Source organism: Billgrantia bachuensis (assembly GCF_011742165.1).
Lineage (GTDB): Bacteria > Pseudomonadota > Gammaproteobacteria > Pseudomonadales > Halomonadaceae > Halomonas > Halomonas bachuensis.
On record NZ_JAAQTO010000049.1, the window covers coordinates 1 to 18,493 of the forward strand.

Below are 18,493 nucleotides of genomic sequence, written 5' to 3' on the forward strand. Positions count from 1 at the left end.
CAGGTCCCCGTGCAGTGCGCCATGGGGCAGCTCGGAGGCAGCGCCGAAGACGCCCTGGTAGATTTCCACTTCGTCCTTCATCAGGGCTTGATCCTCGGGCGAGAGGTAGCCCAGTACTCTGTGGTGCATGGCCACGAGCCAGTTGAGATCGCGTGGGTTGGGGCGATGGCCGGGAAAATGCTGGGATACCGCGTGCATGCGCCCCAGCGCGTCACCCAAAGCCTGACACTGCGTCAGGCTGGGCGCCATGGGGTGGCGTCCGGGCAGCCGGGGAAACAGCAGCGAGGGCTTGCCGGCCAGGCTGTGCAGGGCGATGCCCTCGCGATCGTGCACCGGTCCCGGCACCGGCAGGCGATGCTCGTCGAGATAGTCGAGCAGTTCGACGAAGAACGGCAGCTCCTCGTGCTCGCCCTGCTCGAACAGCGTCAGCACCAGCTCGCGGCGGTCGGTAGTGACGAAGAAGGTGGTGTTCTCGGTGCCCCCGGCGACTCCCTCCAGGGAGACCAGGTTGCCGACGTCGAAACGCCTGAGAAACTCCGCGACCTGTGCGTCGCTCAACGGGGTGAATACGGCCATGTGTCTCTCGCCCAGGTTGCCAAGCCGCCTATTGTAGCGTCTTGGCACTTCGATGCACGTCTGCTGGACACGTTCCGGCGTTCACCAGCGATCAATCCCGGTGCGATGGCTAGAAGCGAATCAGTACCCACTGGGGCACGGCGACGCGGTCGCCCTCCTCGCGCTCGAAGTTACCGTCGCCGTCGTGGTCGACCAGGAAATAGCTGGCGCCTTGGCGCGGGCGGACCTCGATGGCATACAGCTGGCCGTTGACGCGGTACTCGTGAATGGTGCGATCTTCCTCCTGGCGGATGGTGATGTCGGGCTCGACATCGGCGGAGGATTGGGCCAAGGCGGGCGCGGCCGCCGCCAGGCCGAGGCCGAGGGAAAGCAGTGCTACTGCCAGGAAACGAGGAGAAACGTTCATGATGCCTCCCAAGTGCGCATGCGACGATCGCTGCCGCTGACTCCAGTGTATGACGTTGGACAGCGTGATCCCAACGATGGCGGCAAAAGCGGCGTGCAATGCGTATCATGGCTGATCAGAATCACATTTTCCTGCACAGACCCAACGGATGCCGATACATGGCCGACACGCCCATCGTTCTCGTCGACGGTTCCTCCTATCTCTACCGCGCCTTCCACGCCTTGCCGCCGCTGACTACCTCCACGGGCCAGCCCACCGGCGCCATCAAGGGCGTGCTCAACATGCTCAAGCGGCTGATCAAGGACTATCCCGACAGCCCCATGGCGGTGGTGTTCGACGCCAAGGGCAAGACCTTCCGCGACGAGCTTTTCGAGGAGTACAAGGCGCAGCGCCCGCCGATGCCCGACGACCTGCGTAGCCAGGTGGAACCGCTCTACGCCTGCGTACGCGCGCTGGGATTGCCGCTGCTGTGCGTCGAGGGCGTCGAGGCCGACGACGTCATCGGCACGCTGGCCCGGCTCGCCACCGAGGCCGGGCGCGATGCGGTGATTTCCACCGGTGACAAGGACATGGCGCAACTGGTCAATGGCCACATCACCCTGGTCAATACCATGAAGGACGAGACTCTGGACGTTGCCGGCGTCAAGGACAAGTTCGGCCTGCCGCCGGAGCTGATCATCGACTTCCTGGCGCTGATGGGCGACAAGGTGGACAACATTCCCGGGGTACCGGGAGTGGGCGAGAAGACCGCGCTGGGCCTGCTGCAGGGTGTGGGCGGAGGGCTGGATGCCATCTATGCCGATCTGGACAAGGTCAGGACGCTCGACTTCCGCGGCGCCAAGACCTTGTCCAAGAAGCTCGACGAGCACCGCGAGATGGCCTACCTCTCGTACCAGTTGGCCACCATCAAGACCGACTGCGAACTGCCGGTGGGGCTCGACGACCTCGACATCGCTCATCCCGACCGCGAGGCGCTCAAGCGGCTCTATACCGAACTCGAATTCAAGGCCTGGCTCTCCGAGCTGCTGGCCGGCAAGGACGAGGGGGTCGACGACGTCGAGCGTGGCGCAGGGGTGGCGGGGGCGGCAGCGGCGGGCAATCTCGACCCCGACGCACCGCCGGCCAGCGTGGCGGCGTGCCAGAACCACCTGATCCTGACCCAGGCCGAACTCGACGAGTGGCTGGCCCGACTCGATGCCTGCGAGGCCTTCTGCTTCGACCTCGAGACCAACAGCCTCAACTACATGGACGCCGAAATCGTCGGCGTGGGGCTGGCGCTGAATCCCGGCGAGGCGGCTTATGTGCCGCTCGCCCATGATTATATCGACGTGCCCGACCAGCTCGACCGGGCCGGCGTGCTGGCGTCACTGAAGCCGCTGCTGGAAGATCCCTGTCGCGGCAAGATCGGCCAGAATCTGAAATATGACATCTCGGTGCTGGCCAACTACGACATTCAGGTGCGCGGGCCGCTGACCGATACCATGCTCGAATCCTACGTGCTCAACTCCACCGCCACCCGTCACGACATGGACTCGCTGGCGCTGAAGTACCTCGGCCAGAAGACGGTGAGCTTCGAGGAGATCGCCGGCAAGGGCGCCAAGCAGCTCACCTTCAACCAGATCGACTTCGAGCAGGCCGTGCCCTACGCCTGCGAGGACGTCGACATCACCCTGCGGCTGCACTGCGAACTGCGTCCGCGCATCGAGGCGGAAGGTCGCCTGGCCGAAGTGCTCGACACCATCGAGCGCCCGCTGATCCCGGTGCTGTCGCGCATCGAACGCACCGGAGTGGCGATCGACGCCGCGCGGCTGCACGCCCAGAGCCAGGAGCTCGAGGGGCGCATCCAGGAACTCGAGACGCGCGCCTTCGAGCTGGCCGGGCGCGAGTTCAATCTCGGTTCGCCCAAGCAGCTCGGTGAAATCCTGTTCGACGAGCAGAAGATTCCGGTGATCAAGAAGACGCCCAAGGGCGCGCCCTCCACCGCCGAGGCAGTGCTCGAGGAGCTGGCGCTGGACTACCCACTGCCCAAGGTGATCATGGAGCATCGCGGCCTGGCCAAGCTCAAGTCGACCTATACCGACAAGCTGCCGCGGCTGGTCAACAAGCGCACCGGGAGACTGCACACCAGCTACCACCAGGCGGTCGCCGCCACCGGGCGCCTGTCGTCGTCCGACCCCAACCTGCAGAACATTCCCATCCGTACCGAGGAGGGGCGCAGGATACGCCAGGCGTTCATTGCCCGGCCCGGCTATCGCATCGTCGCCGCCGACTACTCGCAGATCGAGCTGCGCATCATGGCCCACCTCTCCGGGGACCAGGGGCTGCTCTCGGCCTTCGCCGAGGGGCGCGACATCCACACCGCCACCGCCGCCGAAGTCTTCGGCGTGGCGCTGGAGAAGGTCTCGGGCGAGCAGCGGCGCAGTGCCAAGGCGATCAACTTCGGGCTGATCTACGGCATGAGCGCCTGGGGTCTGGGCAAACAGCTGCGCATCGAGCGCAGCCAGGCGCAGACCTACATCGACCGCTACTTCGACCGCTACCCGGGAGTCGCCCGCTACATGGACCGCATCCGCGCCCAGGCCGCCGAGGACGGCTTCGTCGAGACCGTCTTCGGCCGCCGGCTCTACCTGCCCGAGATTCGCGCCCAGAACCACGCCCGGCGCCAGGCCGCCGAGCGCACCGCGATCAACGCGCCGATGCAGGGCACCGCGGCGGACATCATCAAGCGCGCCATGATCGAGGTCGATGGCTGGCTGCAGGGCAGCGGCTTCGACGCCTGCATGGTGATGCAGGTCCACGACGAGCTGGTGTTCGAGGTCGGCGAGAGCCAGGTGGACGAATTCATCGGCGAGGTGAAGTCGCGCATGCAGGCCGCCGCCGAGCTCAGCGTGCCGCTGATCGTCGAGGCCGAGAGTGGCGTCAACTGGGACGAGGCGCACTAGCGGGCGCTAGAAGGGGATCATCAGGATGACGCCCGACACCAGCGCGAACAGCAGCACGCCCTGGCGCAGGCGCCTGGCGTCTATGCGGTGGTGTGTCACGCGACTGGCGACGCTACCGAGGACCAGCGGCGGCAGCAGGTAGAGCGCCCAGAGCAACTGGTCGAGGTGAAACTTGCCCGCTGCGGCCAGAATGATCAGCGAGATGATCTCGCCGACCAGGAAGCAGCAGGCAATGGTCGAGCGCAGTTCCGGCCCGGGGCGATGCTGGTAGAGCAGCGCCAGGGGCGGGCCGCCGACACCGGTGGCGGTCTCGGTGATGCCGGTGATGACGCCGACGGTAGCGCAAGCGCTACGCTGCGGTCGGAACACCGGGGCGAACAGGGCGGCGAGCACGGCGATGACCGTCGAGGCGCCGACCACCTGGTTGAGACCGTCGGCGCTCAGGATGACCAGGATCCACAGGCCTAGGAAGGTGCCGGGCAGGCGACCCAGGCTGATCCAGCCGACACCCTTCCAGTCGATTGCCTCGCGCTCGCGCAGGCCGACATAAAGATTGAGCGGCAACATCAGGATCAGCAGGGCGATAGGCAGCAGGTCCGGGCGCAGAAAGCCCAGCACAGGAGCGACGATCAGCGCGAAGCCGATACCGATCGCGCCCTGTACGAAGGCGGCGATACCGGTGGCGGCGGCAATGATGACGAAGACGGCGATCTCGTTCATGACGCGCGAGCCGCTCCCGCGGTCATCCCGACGCCGATTTCCTGATTTCCATTGACCATTGCCCGGTGCGCCGCCGACGGCGGGTGCACTCGGTAGATCGGTGCGCGTTCCACTGCGGCGCCGGCCGCCTCGCGCACCTCGCGCAGCAGCGCGCGAGCATCCCAGTCCACCGGCCAGCCCTGCCACAGGCGCAGCCGGCCGTTGGTGAACACGGCGTCTATCTGGTCGCGATTGGCGTAGCGCACCAATTCCCACGGACGATCCCAGGAGGGTGTCATCTCCGGCACGTCGAGGTCGACGAGCAGGAAGTCGGCGGCCAGGCCCGGGGCGACCTCGCCGGTCAGCCCCTTGAGTCCCGCCGCATCGGCGCTGGCACGGGTGGCGTGATCGAGCCACAGCCAGCCGCCACCACAGGACGAATCCCCGGTCGCCAGACCGACGGTCAGGCGCTGGCTGGTCTCGGCGGCATCCATCAGGCGGAAAGCGTCGCTGCGCGTGCCGTCGGTGCCCAGGCCGAAGCGGATGCCCAGCGCGGCCATCTGCAGTGCCGGCGCAACGGCGTTGCCCTTCCACGAGCTGGCAACCGGATTGAAGGCCACTGCGGTACCGGTATCGCGCAGCAGGTTGAGCTCCGCTGGCGTGACCAGGGTGGCGTGGGCGACCAGCGTTTGCGGCCCCAGCGCACCCACCATGTGCAGATGCTCCAGTGGGCGTTGACGCCGCGCGATCAGCGAGCGCTCCACCGCCTGGAGGTGCTCGTTGACGTGGGTCTGGAAGATGGCGCTACCCTCGGCGCAGAGTGCGGCCGCGTCGCGCAGCATGTCATCGCTGGCCACCTCGGGAATCGATACTGCCAGCGAAGGCGCAACCAGCGCATGCCCGGCCCAGCGGGCCAAATGTCTCTCGGCCTCGCGACGGATCACAGCACCGTCCTTGATCGTGTCCTTGCCGCCCAGGTCGTTGCAGATGAAGCCCAGCACGCAGCGCAGGCCGGTCTCCTCGGCGGCCTGGGCGATGCTGCCGATCTCCGCCGAGGCGCGGGTGCCGGCGTCCACCGCGGTGGTGAAACCGCCGCGCAGCGCCTCCAGCGCGGCGAGCTTGGCCGAGAGGTGCAGCAACCTTTCGTCGAGGCTGGCCTCGAGCGGGACCCAGATGCGCTTGAAGATCTCGGAGGGCTCGCCGAACACCAGCGACTTTCCCAGCGACTGGGTCAGATGATGGTGGGTGTCGATAAAGCCGGGCATGAGCAGCTTGCCCGGCAGCTCGATCGGCGTCAGTTCGGGGTGGCGGGCAAGCACTGCTGCCCGCTCGCCGATCTCGGCGAACTTGCCGTCCGCGACGAGAACCGCCTGGCCCTTGGCGCAGCCGCTCCCGAGCAGTACCTCCTCGGGGAGCAGCAGAAGGGCGTCGGCATCGAAAGTCTCGGGGACAAGCTTCCCCTGGCCCACGGTGTCGCGGGCCTGTGACTGGCTGTACATGAGGTTTCCTTGCTTACTTGCTTTTGAGGGGATCGCTGGACAGTTCGGCCCCTTGGGTCGCCGGCGCGTCAGCACGGGAATGGCCAAGGTGGTGAAACAGGATGTTGACCAGCACCGCAGTCAGCGTGCCCATGGCCAGGCCGTTGCCGAGGATGATCTGAAGATGCTGCGGAAAGGCGCTGTAGAAGCCGGGCACGACGATGGGAATCAGGCCCATGGCCAGCGCCGCGGCCAGTGTGAACATGTTGCCGTGCTCGTTGAAATCAACCTTGCGCAGGATGTTGATGCCCATCACGCCGATGATCGCGAACACGATCACCGCGGTACCGGCGACCACTGCGGTGGGCAGGGTGGCGGCCAGCCGGCCGAGCGGGGCGAGCAGTGCCAGGACCACCAGAATGATACCGGCCGCTACGGTCACGTAGCGCGAACGCACGCCGGTGGCTCGGACGATGCCGATGTTCTCGCCGCTGGTGATGATCAGCGAGGTACCGAAACAGCCGCCGATCAGGGAACCCAGTGCATCGGCGCGAATGTTGCGCGGCACCAGGGCGCGCGGATCGCCCTTCTTCTCGACGATCTCGGCGGTGGCCATGGTCTGGCCGGTGGCTTCGGTCATCGACACCACGCTGAAGATGATCAGCGGCAGCGAGGCGAAGATGTCGAACTTGGGCATGCCGAAGGGGAACAGCGACGGAAAGGCAACTACCGGGCCGGAGAACACGCTGTCGAAGCTCATCACGCCGAGCAGCGTGGCCACCACTGCGCCGGCGATCAGTCCCAGCATCACGGCGATGCGCTGCAGCACGCCGGTGAACACGCGGGCGAAGAGCACAATGCAGCCCATGGTCAGCAGCGCCAGGGCGATGCTGGTCAAATTGGCGAAATCCGGCGAATCCGGCTTGCCGGTGATCAGCCCGCCGAAGATTCGCACCAGGTTGACCGCGACCAACAGCAGCATGGTGCCGATCACGATAGGCGGAAAGAATCTCAGCACCTTGGTGAAGAACGGCAAGGCGAGAAAGTAGAACAGCCCGGTGAGGATGACCGCACCGGTGGCCGTTTGAATGTCGGTGGCCTGGGCGATGGCCAGGAAGATCACGATCGGCGCACCGCCCGGCACCTGAACGAAAGGCAGGCGCGCGCCGATACCGAAGGGGCCGAAGGACTGCAGCAGCGTGCCCAGGCCGCAGGCCAGGAAGGTTGCGCTCATCAACGCCACCATGACGTCGCTGCCGAAGCCCATCGCCTGGCCTACCAGGAACACGGCGGTGATCGGCGCAGCGGCCATCACCAGTACGTGTTGGAAGCCGTAGAGCATCATCGAGTGCAAGGGCAGTTTTTCGTCGACGGGCTCGACCGCGGACGTATTAGGCTCGGTGGGATCGTGTGTCGTTCTCATGGCTAGCTTCCTCTGTAATTGTTGTCGCTGCTCTACGCAAGCTAGCGCCGCTCGACTGTCCCGGTCCATAATAAAGTTTCGCTCATTCTGTTGCCGAAAAGGCAACGATTTGTCTCGCTCTGGATGACAAGCCATGCAGTTACTGCTGACCTCCCTGCGCTATTTCGAGGAAGTCGCCCGCCAGGGGTCGCTGCGCAAGGCGGCGGAACGGCTGCACGTCGCCGCTTCGGCGATCAATCGACAGATTCTCAAGCTCGAGGACGAACTCGGCGTACCGCTGTTCGAGCGTTTGCCGCGTGGGCTACGGCTGTCGCCTGCCGGAGAGCTGATGCTCTACCAGATTCGTCAGTGGCAGCGCGACGAGCGCCAGATGCTGGAGACCTTGGGCGACATTCGAGGTACCGGCTGTGCCGAGGTTCGCATCGCCACTATCGAGTCGCTGACCGATCAGGTGTTACCGACCGTGTTGGGCGGCTTCAGAGAGCGATTTCCCAGGGTGCGTTTCGTGCTGACCACTGGCCTGACCGAGACGATCCTGGAGCAGGTCGCCACCGGCGAGGCCGATATCGGCATCTGCATGAACCCGCCGGTGACACGGCGGATTCGCTTCGAACAGGCGGTCGAGCTGGGCTTCGGTGCGGTGGTGGCGCCATCGCATCCGCTGGCCGAGAAGGAGACGGTACGCTTGCGTGACTGTCGTCACTACCCGGCGATTCTGCCCAGCGCCGAGATGTTCCACGGCTCGACCCTGGAGCGAACGCTAGCCAATTCGGATATCGACCTCGCACCACTGGCCGGCTGCAATCGAATCCTGACGATCAAGTCGCTGGCGCGGGCAGGGTTGGGAGTCGCCTTCCTCAACAAGCTCGATATCGCCCGCGAACTGGAGCATGGCGAGCTGGTGTTCAAGCCGCTGCAGGATCGAAACATCGCCAAGGCCCGGCTGGTGCTGTGCAGCGCTGCAGAGCGCTCGCTGCCGTTGGCGGTGGCGGTACTGGCACAGGAGTTGAGCGAGGCGCTGCTGGGAATCGAGCCCAAGGATGATGGCGCTGTTTCAAGCGCGAAGGGGAAGGTGTAAACGCAAACGCCCGCGGCCATGGCCGCGGGCGTTTGCTCATGCCGGGTTAGGCTTAGCGCCAGCCGACGCGATCGAAGATGCGGATCGCTTCCGGATTGTTCTCGCCCAGGATGCTGACGTTGAGGCCATCCTTTTTGAACTCGCCCCAGGACTCCAGGGTCTCGCTCATCTTCACGCCCTCGACCACGGGGAACTCGTAGTTGCCGGCGGCGAAGATCTCCTGGGCCTCGTCGGAAGCCAGGAACTCGAGGAAGCGAACCGCGTTCTCGCGGTTGGGGGCGCCTTCGACCACGCCGGCGCCACCGACATTGACGTGAGTGCCGCGCTCGTCCTGGTTGGGGAACAGGATACCGACCTTCTCGGCCACTTCGCGGTCGGCGGCTTCTTCGGATTCGAGCAGGCGCACGTAGTAGTAGTGGTTGCCCACGGCCAGGTCGCACTCACCGGCTGCCACTGCCTTGATCTGATCGGTGTCGCCGCCTTCGGGATCGCGCGCCATGTTGTTGACGATGCCCTGGGCCCACTCTTCGGCTCCTTCCTCACCGTGGTGCTCGATCATCGAGGCCAGCAGCGACTGGTTGTAGATGTTGCTTGAGGAGCGGATACACACCTCGCCTTCCCAGCGCGGATCGGTCAGATCCTCGTAGGAGATGATCTCGCTGGGATCGACGTTCTCGGGGTTGTAGAAGATTGCACGCACGCGCTGGCTGAAGCCGAACCACTTGCCCTCGGGGTGGCGCATGGCTTCCGGCAGACGCTCGGCGAGCACGTCGGACTCGACGCTTTGGAAGATGCCATCCTGCTCGGCACGCCACAGGCGACCGGCATCCACGGTGATCAGTACGTCGGCGGGGCTGGCCACGCCTTCGCGCTGGATGCGCTCGATCAGCTGGTCGGAGTCGCCCTCGAGGAGGTTGACCTCGATGCCGGTCTCCTCGGTAAAGGCCTGGTAGAGCTTTTCGTCGGAGTCGTAGTGGCGGGCCGAGTAGAGGTTGATTTCCTCGGCGACGGCGGTGGAAGCCAGCGCGGAGCTTGCCAGTACGGCGGCAAGCGGAGCGACGAGACGATGACGGTGGGTCATGATGGTTGCACCTCGAGAGCCTGACGTAACAGGTTTTTGTTGAAGTAATGATAATACGTTGCATTACGCTGAGCGCTATTGAAGCGCTTTGTGAACAAGCCGTCAAGCCTCTCGCCCGACGCCTTGGCGTGCGGGTTACGGCGAAGCTGACCGGGAGCAGGACAATGCGAAAAAACTGCCAAATGCGAGTTAATTCCAAACGTATTTGCTGGACATTTCGGGTAGGATGGAGGTAGCCATTTCCCCTTCGGATCATGTCGCCCGTTCTATGACTAGCCAATCCCAGCCAATGGAAGTCGGACACGCTCCCTACCGTCAGACCACGGCATTGACCATGGAGGGGGTACATCACACCTTCGACAGTCTGGCTGCTGTGCGAGGTGTCGAGCTGGATGTGGCGCCTGGCGAGGTCGTCTGCCTGCTGGGGCCGTCGGGCTGCGGCAAGACAACCCTGCTGCGTATCGCGGCGGGGCTCGAGGTGCTGCAGCAGGGGCGAGTGACTCTCAACGGCGGCGAGATCGCCGTACCCAAGGGGCGCCACGTGCCGCCGGAGAAGCGCAACGTCGGCCTGGCGTTTCAGGATTCGGCGCTGTTTCCGCATCTCACGGTGATCGAGAACGTCACCTTCGGGTTGAAGGGCGAGCCACCGCGGCAGCGCCGCGAGCGGGCCCTGACCCTGCTCGAACAGCTCGGCATGGCCGCCTATGCCGAATCCTACCCGCACATGCTTTCCGGTGGGCAGCAGCAACGCGTTGCGCTGGCCCGCGCCCTGGCCCCGGCCCCGCAGCTGATGCTGCTCGACGAGCCCTTTTCCAGCCTTGACGCGCGCCTGCGCGACCGCATCCGCGACGATACCCTGCATGTGCTCAAGAAGGTCGGCGCCGCCACTCTGCTGGTGACCCACGATCCCGAAGAAGCCATGTTCATGGCCGACCGTATCGCCCTGATGCGCGACGGGCGCATCGTGCAGATGGGCACGCCCAGGGAACTCTACTGTGCGCCCTGCGATCCCTTCGTCGTGGCGTTCTTCGGCGAGGTGAACGAGCTGAGCGGTATAGTGCGGAGCGGCCGTGTGCAGACGCCGGTAGGGCCGGTGGAGGCCGGCTGGCTACCCGAAGGGAGCCAGGCACTGGTAATGATCCGTCCCGAGGCGCTGCGCATCACCGAGCATTTCGAGCCGACGCCGGAGCACCGCTACAGCCATGTGGTCATGGCCAAGCTGCTGGGGCGCAGCAGCCTGCTGCACATCTGTGCCCACGGCGAGGATGGCAGCGAAGCCCACCTGCATGCCAGGATGCCCGGCGTCTTCCTGCCCGCCGAAGGGCAGCGAGTGGATATCCACCTCGACCTCTCCCAGGTCTTCGTCTTCCCTCAATGACTGCCTGAGCCGGGGCGCGAGCGGCGCATGGCCATGCTCAGCAGGATCACCGGAACGATGCCGACGGCGACGATGGCCAGTGATGCCGTCGAGGCCTCGGCGAGGCGTTCGTCCGAGGCCAAGCTGTAGGCCCTGACCGCCAGGGTATCAAAATTGAAGGGGCGCAGGATGATGGTCGCAGGCAGTTCCTTCATCACATCGACGAAGACCAAGATGCCCGCAGCGATCAGGCTGCCGCGCATGATCGGCGTGTGCACGCGCTTGAGCGTGCCGGCCGGCGTCTGGCCCAGGGTGCGCGAGGCGGCGTCCATGCTCGGCGTCACCTTGCCCAGGCTAGCCTCCACGGTATTGAACGACACCGCCAGGAAACGCACCACATAGGCGTACACCAGGATGAACGCCGAGCCGCTGAAGATCAGCCCGACGATCTTGCCGTAGTGGGCGTGAAGCCAGGTGTTGATGGTATTGTCGAGCCAGGCGAAGGGAATCAGGATACCTACCGCGATCACCGAGCCGGGAATCGCATAGCCCATCGCAGCGATCCGCGTGGCGATGCGCGTCAGCGGACTATCGTGAAGACGTACTCCATAGCTCAGGATGACCGCCAGGCCCACCGCAATCGCCGCGGCGATGACGGCCAGCATCAGGCTGTTCCAGGCGAAGTCGAGAAAGCGGGTGCCGAACAGGGCGTCGCCCTTGGCAACGGCCATCTGCAACAGCAGTCCACTGGGAATCAGAAAGCCGATCAGCACCGGCAGGGCGCAGGCCGTGAAGGCTGCAGCCGCCCGCCAGCCGTGCAGTCGATACTCGGGCAACTGCTGGTAGCGATTGGTGGTATGAAAATACTGACGCTTGCCGCGCGACCAGCGCTCCAGCAGTACCAGTGCGATGACGAACAGCAGCAGGCAGGCGGCGAGCTGGGCAGCAGCGACCTGCTCTCCCAGGCCGAACCAGGTGCGGTAGATGCCGGTAGTGAAGGTGTCGACGCCGAAGAACTGTACCGCGCCGAACTCGTTGAGGGTCTCCATCAATACCAGCGAGACGCCGCCGACGATGGCCGGGCGTGCCAGTGGTACGGCCACGCTGGCGAACAGGTTCCACGGACCGCGGCCCAGCGTGCGGCCAACGTCGAGCACGCATACCGACTGCTCCAGGAACGCTGCTCGGGCCAGCAGATAGACGTAGGGATACAGCACCAGGGTAATCAGCGTGGCGGCACCGCCCAGCGAGCGGATATCGGGAAAGAAGTAGTCACCGCGCCCCCAGTCGAAGAGTTCGCGCAGCCAGCTCTGCAAGGGGCCGGCGTATTGCAGGAAGTCAGTATAGGCGTAGGCGATCACATAGGTGGGCACGGCCAGCGGCAGCAGCAGCGCCCACTCGAAGAGTCGCCGCCCCGGGAAGCGGCACATCACTACCAGCCAGGCGGAACCGGTGCCGATCACCATGCTGCCGAGCCCCACCGTGACGGCGAGATAGAAGGTATTCCCCAGGTAACGACCCAGCACCGTGCTGGCCAAGTGCTGCCAGACACCCTGTGTCGGCATCACGATATGCGCCAGGACCACGATGACCGGCAGGGCGACGACGAGCGCTACGACCAGCATCAGCAGGGTCCAGGGGCTCAGGCGGCGAGACAGGGAGGAAAGGCCGGTGGTGGCGGATCGGAACAAGCGGGAACTCCTTCACTGGCCGGCGCAGGCAGCGTGGTAATGCGAGGCGGTAACGGCGGAAAATGATACCAGTTGCCGCGTTCGGCTGCAGCTTGCGCCAACTGACCGGCATCAAGGAAAAGCGCCCGCATCTTGCGATACGGGCGCCAAAGCCGGAGTGGACGGTAAGCTAGTAACCGAGCATGAGCGAGGGCAGGCCCGTCACCAGCACGGGGAAGAAGGCCATCAGCAGGCAGGCCAGCGCGATCAGCGCACAGAAGGGAATCACCGCCTTGTAGAGGTCGATGATCTCGACCCCTTTCGGTGCTACCCCCTTGAGGTAGAACAGCGCATAGCCGAACGGCGGTGTGAGGAAGGAGGTCTGCAGTACCACGGCCACCATCACCACGAACCACAGCATGTCGACCCCCATGTCGGCGACGATCGGCAGCATGATCGGGAAGCTGAGCAGCACGATACCGGTCCAGTCGAGGAACATGCCCAGGATGAAGACAAGGAACAGCATCAGGATCAAGGCGCCGATTGTACCGCCGGGCATGGCCATGACCAGCTCGCTGATCACCGTCATGCCGCCGCCGCGGGAGAACACCCCGGTGAAGGCGGTCGCCCCGACCAGCACCAGCATTACCATGGTGGTGGTCTTGCTGGCATCGATCAGGGTGCGAAAGCAGGTGGAGAGCTTGCGGTCGCCGAAGATCATGAACAGCACGAAGGCGATGCCCACCCCGATGGCCGAGGCCTCGGTGGCGGTGGCAATGCCGGTGAACAGCGCGCCCAGTACGCCGAGGATCAGGGCCATCGGCGGCAGTACGTACTTGGCCAGCATCAGCAGTAGCTCACCGGTGCTGGTTTCGGCGCGTTCCTCGGCGGGCACCGGCGGGCCATAGGCGGGCTTGAGATAACAGATCACCAGCACATAGAGGGCATACATGGCACCCAGCAGCAGCCCCGGCACCAGCGCACCGGCGAACAGAGCGCCCACCGAGACCGGTGAATAGCTGGCCATCAGGATCAGCATGATGCTCGGCGGGATCAGGATGCCGAGGCAGCCACTGGCCATGATCACGCCGGTGCTGAGTTCCTTGTTGTAGCCGTACTTGAGCATCGGCACCAGCGCGATCATGCCCATCACCGCGATGGAGGCGCCAACGATACCGGTGGTGGCGGCAAGCAGTACCGAGACGATGACCACGGTGAGCGCCAGGCCGCCGCGCAGATTGGCCAGCAGCAGGCGCATCGCCTCGAACATCTTCTCGGTGACGCCCGAGTCGTTGAGGAAGCGCGCCATCAGCACGAACAGCGGAATGGCCACCAGGACGTAATTGTCCATGGCGTTGCCGTAGATATTGTTGATGATGGTGCCGAGCACGCGAGGGCCGGGGCCCAGGTAGGCGCCGATGACGGCCACGCCGCCCAGCACGAAGGCCAGCGGATGGCCCATGAACAGCCCGACGAGCAAGCCGCCGAACATCACCAGAGTCAGCATTTCCGGGCTCATGCGGCTTCCTCTCGCAACTGCTGGATGGCGCGGATCACGATGGCGATGGCCTGCAGCAGGATCAGCACTGCGGCCACCACGATCACACCCTTCACCGGATAGACGGGAATCGAGACGATGCCATAGGTGGTTTCACCGCGACTGAATGAACGCATGAAGAAACTCCAGCCCAGGCTCAGCAGCATCCAGATGAAGGGTACGAAGAAGATCAAATAGCCAAGCAGCTCGAGTGCTGCCTGCTTCCTGCGCGAGAGCAGGCGCTTGAGCACATCGACCTCGACGTGGGCATGATGGCGCAGGGCGTAGGCGGCCATCAGCATGAAGTGGGCGCCGAACAGCATCTTGGTGATGTCGAAGGCCCAATCACTAGGTCGCCCGGTGAACAGGCGCAGGGCGATGTCGTAGAGCACCACCAGGGTAACGATGGCGATCAGCGGCGCGATAATCCGCCCGAACCCCTCGTTCAGCGTATCGATCGCCTTGGCAATCGCATTCATGGAACAAGTCTCCGAAGTCGAAACGAATACCGCCCCGGCGCAAACGGCCGGGGCGGGTAGGGCAGCCTCACATGCAGGCTTCGATCTCTTCCAGAGACGGCAGGTTGTCGAAGCTTCGGCTCATGTTGTAGGGCACCGAGACATCCCGCCAGTTGGCGTAGTGCTGCAGGTAGCTGACCATGGAGTGGTAGACCTTGGCATGCATGGGGTCTTCACAGGCACCTTCCACGATCACTTCGTTGGCGACTTCCTGGATGCGGGCCATATCCTCGTCACCATAGGTGGAGATCTCCACCCCGGCTTCCTGGAACTTGACGGTGCCCTCGGTCGACTCACGCTCGGACCAGGCGAGCGACCAGGCCAGGGTGGCATCGGCGGCGATCTTCAGCTTCTCCTGAGTCTCCTCGGAGAGGGCGTCCCAGGCGTCCTTGTTGATCATCACGCCGAATACGCTGGCGGACTGGTGCCAGCCGGGCGTTGCCCAGTATTCGACCACCTCGGCGAAGCCGGCGTTGTAGTCCACCCCGGGAGTCGAGAACTCGGCGCCGTCCACCACGCCGCGCTCCACCGCCTGGTAGATCTCACCGCCGGAGAGGGTGACCTGGGAGCCGCCCAGGCGCTCGAGTACCCGGCCCTGGTCGCGACCGGAGAGACGCAGGCGCTTGCCGTCCAGATCGGCCAAGCTCTCGATGGGGGTGCGCCCCATGAAACCCGACTCGTTGTTGGTAATGCCGTAGGGCAGGTAGACCATGTTGTACTGGCCGTAGACTTCCTGGTAGAGCTCGAAGCCGCCCCACTGCTGGATCCAGTTGAGATAGTCCAAGCCGTTGAACAGGCTCGGTGTGGCGGCCAGGGGGGAAAACGCCGAACTGCGCCCCGCCCAGTAGCCGGGCCAGTCGCCTGCGGCCTCGATGCTGCCGGTCTCGGTGGCGTCGAACACTTCGGTGCCGGGCATCAACGTGCCGCCGGCGCGAAACTCGATCTGCAGCTCGTCGCCAGCGAGCTTGTTGACCAGCTCCGCCCAGTGGCGGTCGATCTCGATCAGGTCCAGATTGTCCGGCCAGGTCGTGGTCATGGTCCACTGTTCCTGAGCCTGGGCGGTGGAGGCGAAGGCTGCCAGGGCGATACCGGCAGCCAGTCCGGAAAGTGCGAATTTCGACTTCATCTTCATCTCGTGCTCCCTTGTGGGTCTTGTTGTAGTGCCGCAATAGAAGAGCCAAGTGCCGAGGAGGTATACCCGAAAGTACCCTCGGCCGCTGGGATCACCAAGCGACCGTTCGGCAAACATCGTCAAGCTAGCATGCTGGCACGGCCGGAATCGATAGCTTGCTTTGGCTAGGGTAGCGGCTCGGGCCCGAGCGCGCCGGTCATCAGGCACGTTTAATTAAGAAATGCGACAAGTAAATGTGCCTGTATTGAAAGGCAAATCGACAACAAAACGGCAAGAAGGGAGGAGTGCGAGGCCAAGGGGGGGCGATAGACCAAAGTCTGACCAGATGGGCATGAAAGCCGGAAAGCGCCCGGCCGGCCGGGCGCCTCGCAGTGCCGTGGCTTCAGCGCCCGCTGTAGAATGAATTTTCAGTCGGCGCAGCAATGTCGCAGAGGGAGGGTGCGTGAGTGTATCGGCAGAGCAACGAATACTGAATTGGTCTGACCAAATGGGGCTGAGCGGCTGGCGTGGTCTGATATGGCTGGCCGGGGTTGCCGAGGTATCCCGGCACCAGGCTATCGCCTTGTGGCACGCGCATGACTGGCGGATGCCTTGCTGGGTGTCGCCGACGTCGCCTGGGGCAGCATACGATGAGGCTTGGCTGCCGCCCGCCAAGGCCGGGATGCGCCTGGGGGGCGAGCACGATCTGATCGTGTTCGATGCCGCCTCCCCAAGGGCCGACTTCGATGCGGATGCCTTCGGTGCACTCAGCGGCACCCTGCGTGCCGGTGGCCTGCTGGTACTGCTGACGCCGACGCTTGATGCGGCTGCCAGCCGCTACATGGCCCGCCTGTGTCGGCGGCTGTCGCAGGCCGACGGCGTGGTGCGCTGGCCAGCGGGCGCACCTCCCCAACTGCCCGAGCTTGGCGGCGCATGGCCCCGCTGGGGCCGTATCAGTGATGATCCGGACTGCCTGACGTCCGACCAGGCCGAGGCCGTGAGACGCCTGGTCGGCCTGCGTCGTCGCCGCCCGCTGGTACTCACTGCCGACCGCGGTCGCGGCAAGAGCGCGGCGCTCGGTATTGCCTGCGCGCGCCTGCTGGAGGCGGGCCAGGAGCGAATCTGGGTAACGGCGCCGCGCCCCGAGGCGGTCGCGGCACTGTTCGAGCGCCTGGAAGTGCTGTGCCGGCTTGGCCGGCGTGAAGGCAATCGCTTCGTCGACGCCCGGGGCGGGCGCGTGGCGTTCATTGCTCCCGACGAGCTGAGCGCCAGGATCGAGCGCGGCGAAGCCGGCGGCCCGGGCAGCTGGCTGCTGGTGGATGAGGCCGCCGCCCTTCCCGCGGCCATGCTGGGGCAGTGGCTGGCGGCCTTTCCGCGCATCGCCTTCGCCACTACCGTGCACGGCTACGAGGGCTCCGGGCGCGGTTTCGCCCTGCGTTTTCGCGAACGGCTCGAGCGGCAGACCCCCGACTGGCGTGAATATCACCTGGCAGTGCCGGTGCGCTGGGCCGAGGGCGACCCACTCGAACGGCTGGTCAGCGACTTGCTGCTGCTGGATGCCGAACCGCCCCCGCCCATGGCCGCAGCGACACTGGAGACAGTGCGCTGGCAGCGCCCGGCACTTGCCGTCGATGAGGTCGCCCTGGGCGAGATCTTCGGCCTGCTGGTGCAGGCACACTACCGCACCACGCCGGCCGACCTGCAGCGGCTGCTCGACGAAGCGGGGCTCCACATCACGACCCTGACCGATGGCGCCCATGTCCAGGCCGTTGCGGTGTGTGCCGACGAAGGGGGCTTCGAACCCGAGTTGTCCGAGCGGGTGGCACGGGGCGAGCGCCGCCTGCCCGGTCATCTGCTGGCGCAATCGCTGGCTGCCCATGCCGGGTCCCGCGAGGCGCTGACGGCACGCCTGCGTCGCGTGCAGCGCATTGCGGTGAATCCGCAACATCGCCGCCGGGGGCTGGGGCGACGGCTGCTGGAGCATGAGCGCGAGGCCGCCCGCGAGGCCGGCATCGACCTGCTGGGAGCCAGCTTCGGCGCCGAGCCGGGACTGCTGTCATTCTGGCAGTCACTGGGCTTTCGCGCCGTGCGGCTGGGCCTGTCGCGGGAGACCTCCACCGGTGAGTACGCCGTCATGGTCGTTGCCCCGCTCTCACCTTGGGGGGAGGCGCTGGCCGAGACCTTGACGGAACGCTTCCAAAGGCTGTTGCCCGCCCTGCTGGCCTTCGAGCTTGCCGAGCTCGACCCCCAGGTGGCGCTGGCGCTGCTGGCCGAAGGGACGCCCGGCCCCTTGAGCGATGGCGAGCGCAGCGATATCTTCGATGTGGCCCATGGCCATCGTGAACCCGCCTTGGTGCGCCCTGCCCTGCAGGAGCTGGTGCAGCGTGCGGCAGCGGCGGGATGTCGCGATGGCGAGCTGGCCTGGCTGGCCGCCTGGGCTTTCCAGGGCCGCGACACGGCCTGGCTGGCGGCCCGGTCCGGTGCCAAGGGTAGGCGTCAGGTCATGGATCGTCTGCGCAGTGTCGTGGCCCGCTTTCACGATAGCGACCCGACCATGTCCTGAGCGGGCTTTTCCCGGCGCCAGCGGCCGGGTAAGGTAGCCCGGTTATCCCCAAGC

The 18,493-nt window shown here is 65.3% G+C and carries 14 protein-coding genes; 4 read left to right on the forward strand and 10 right to left on the reverse strand.

Features of this window, described 5'->3' with window-relative positions; genetic code table 11:
* Positions 1–576 (reverse strand): phosphotransferase (locus tag HBJ55_RS16830; RefSeq protein WP_167117589.1); only part of this gene is annotated, 576 nt, incomplete at its 3' end.
* A gap of 109 nt (positions 577–685) precedes the next feature.
* On the reverse strand, positions 686–982 hold the full coding sequence (locus tag HBJ55_RS16835) for a DUF2782 domain-containing protein (protein WP_167117592.1): 297 nt from the start codon (positions 980–982) through the stop codon (positions 686–688).
* Between the two features lie 158 nt (positions 983–1,140).
* Between HBJ55_RS16835 and polA the strand changes: the two genes are divergently transcribed.
* Complete coding sequence (polA, locus tag HBJ55_RS16840) at positions 1,141–3,924, forward strand: DNA polymerase I (RefSeq protein ID WP_167117595.1); 2,784 nt, start codon at positions 1,141–1,143, stop codon at positions 3,922–3,924.
* A 6-nt stretch (positions 3,925–3,930) separates the two neighbouring features.
* Here polA and HBJ55_RS16845 read toward each other — a convergent pair whose 3' ends face one another.
* The 3 genes from HBJ55_RS16845 to HBJ55_RS16855 are packed head-to-tail and all read right to left on the reverse strand — an operon-like array spanning position 3,931 to position 7,524.
* Positions 3,931–4,644 (reverse strand): sulfite exporter TauE/SafE family protein, encoded by a 714-nt coding sequence (locus HBJ55_RS16845; RefSeq protein WP_167117598.1) that lies wholly within the window; start codon positions 4,642–4,644, stop codon positions 3,931–3,933.
* A complete protein-coding gene (locus tag HBJ55_RS16850) occupies positions 4,641–6,122 on the reverse strand; it encodes an amidohydrolase family protein (RefSeq protein WP_167117601.1) in 1,482 nt (493 codons plus the stop codon). The genes HBJ55_RS16845 and HBJ55_RS16850 overlap by 4 nt, the downstream gene beginning before the upstream one ends.
* Before the next feature lie 13 nt (positions 6,123–6,135).
* Positions 6,136–7,524 (reverse strand): uracil-xanthine permease family protein, encoded by a 1,389-nt coding sequence (locus HBJ55_RS16855; protein WP_167117603.1) that lies wholly within the window; start codon positions 7,522–7,524, stop codon positions 6,136–6,138.
* A gap of 133 nt (positions 7,525–7,657) precedes the next feature.
* Between HBJ55_RS16855 and HBJ55_RS16860 the strand changes: the two genes are divergently transcribed.
* A complete protein-coding gene (locus HBJ55_RS16860) occupies positions 7,658–8,602 on the forward strand; it encodes a LysR family transcriptional regulator (RefSeq protein ID WP_167117606.1) in 945 nt (314 codons plus the stop codon).
* 52 nt (positions 8,603–8,654) lie between these two features.
* On the opposite strand, the gene HBJ55_RS16865 is transcribed toward HBJ55_RS16860, so the two are convergent.
* On the reverse strand, positions 8,655–9,683 hold the full coding sequence (locus HBJ55_RS16865) for a Fe(3+) ABC transporter substrate-binding protein (protein WP_167117609.1): 1,029 nt from the start codon (positions 9,681–9,683) through the stop codon (positions 8,655–8,657).
* A 334-nt stretch (positions 9,684–10,017) separates the two neighbouring features.
* Here HBJ55_RS16865 and HBJ55_RS16870 point away from each other — a divergent pair, with 334 nt between their 5' ends.
* Positions 10,018–11,061 carry an ABC transporter ATP-binding protein gene (locus HBJ55_RS16870; protein WP_479688611.1) on the forward strand — a complete coding sequence of 348 codons (1,044 nt, stop codon included), beginning with the start codon at positions 10,018–10,020 and terminating at the stop codon, positions 11,059–11,061.
* On the opposite strand, the gene HBJ55_RS16875 is transcribed toward HBJ55_RS16870, so the two are convergent.
* The 4 genes from HBJ55_RS16875 to dctP all read right to left on the reverse strand — a co-directional run bounded on the left by HBJ55_RS16875 (position 11,055) and on the right by dctP (position 15,897).
* Positions 11,055–12,731, reverse strand: a complete 1,677-nt coding sequence (locus HBJ55_RS16875) for an ABC transporter permease (protein WP_167117612.1) — start codon at positions 12,729–12,731, stop codon at positions 11,055–11,057. The genes HBJ55_RS16870 and HBJ55_RS16875 overlap by 7 nt on opposite strands.
* A gap of 169 nt (positions 12,732–12,900) precedes the next feature.
* Positions 12,901–14,229 carry a TRAP transporter large permease gene (locus tag HBJ55_RS16880; RefSeq protein ID WP_167117615.1) on the reverse strand — a complete coding sequence of 443 codons (1,329 nt, stop codon included), beginning with the start codon at positions 14,227–14,229 and terminating at the stop codon, positions 12,901–12,903.
* Complete coding sequence (locus HBJ55_RS16885) at positions 14,226–14,726, reverse strand: TRAP transporter small permease subunit (protein WP_167117618.1); 501 nt, start codon at positions 14,724–14,726, stop codon at positions 14,226–14,228. The genes HBJ55_RS16880 and HBJ55_RS16885 overlap by 4 nt, the downstream gene beginning before the upstream one ends.
* A 67-nt stretch (positions 14,727–14,793) precedes the next feature.
* A complete protein-coding gene (dctP, locus tag HBJ55_RS16890; protein WP_167117621.1) occupies positions 14,794–15,897 on the reverse strand; it encodes a TRAP transporter substrate-binding protein DctP in 1,104 nt (367 codons plus the stop codon).
* 442 nt (positions 15,898–16,339) lie between these two features.
* On the opposite strand from dctP, the gene HBJ55_RS16895 reads away from it, so the two are divergent.
* Positions 16,340–18,439, forward strand: coding sequence for a tRNA(Met) cytidine acetyltransferase TmcA (locus tag HBJ55_RS16895; RefSeq protein ID WP_479688610.1), 2,100 nt, complete (start codon positions 16,340–16,342; stop codon positions 18,437–18,439).
* Positions 18,440–18,493: the final 54 nt, after the last annotated feature.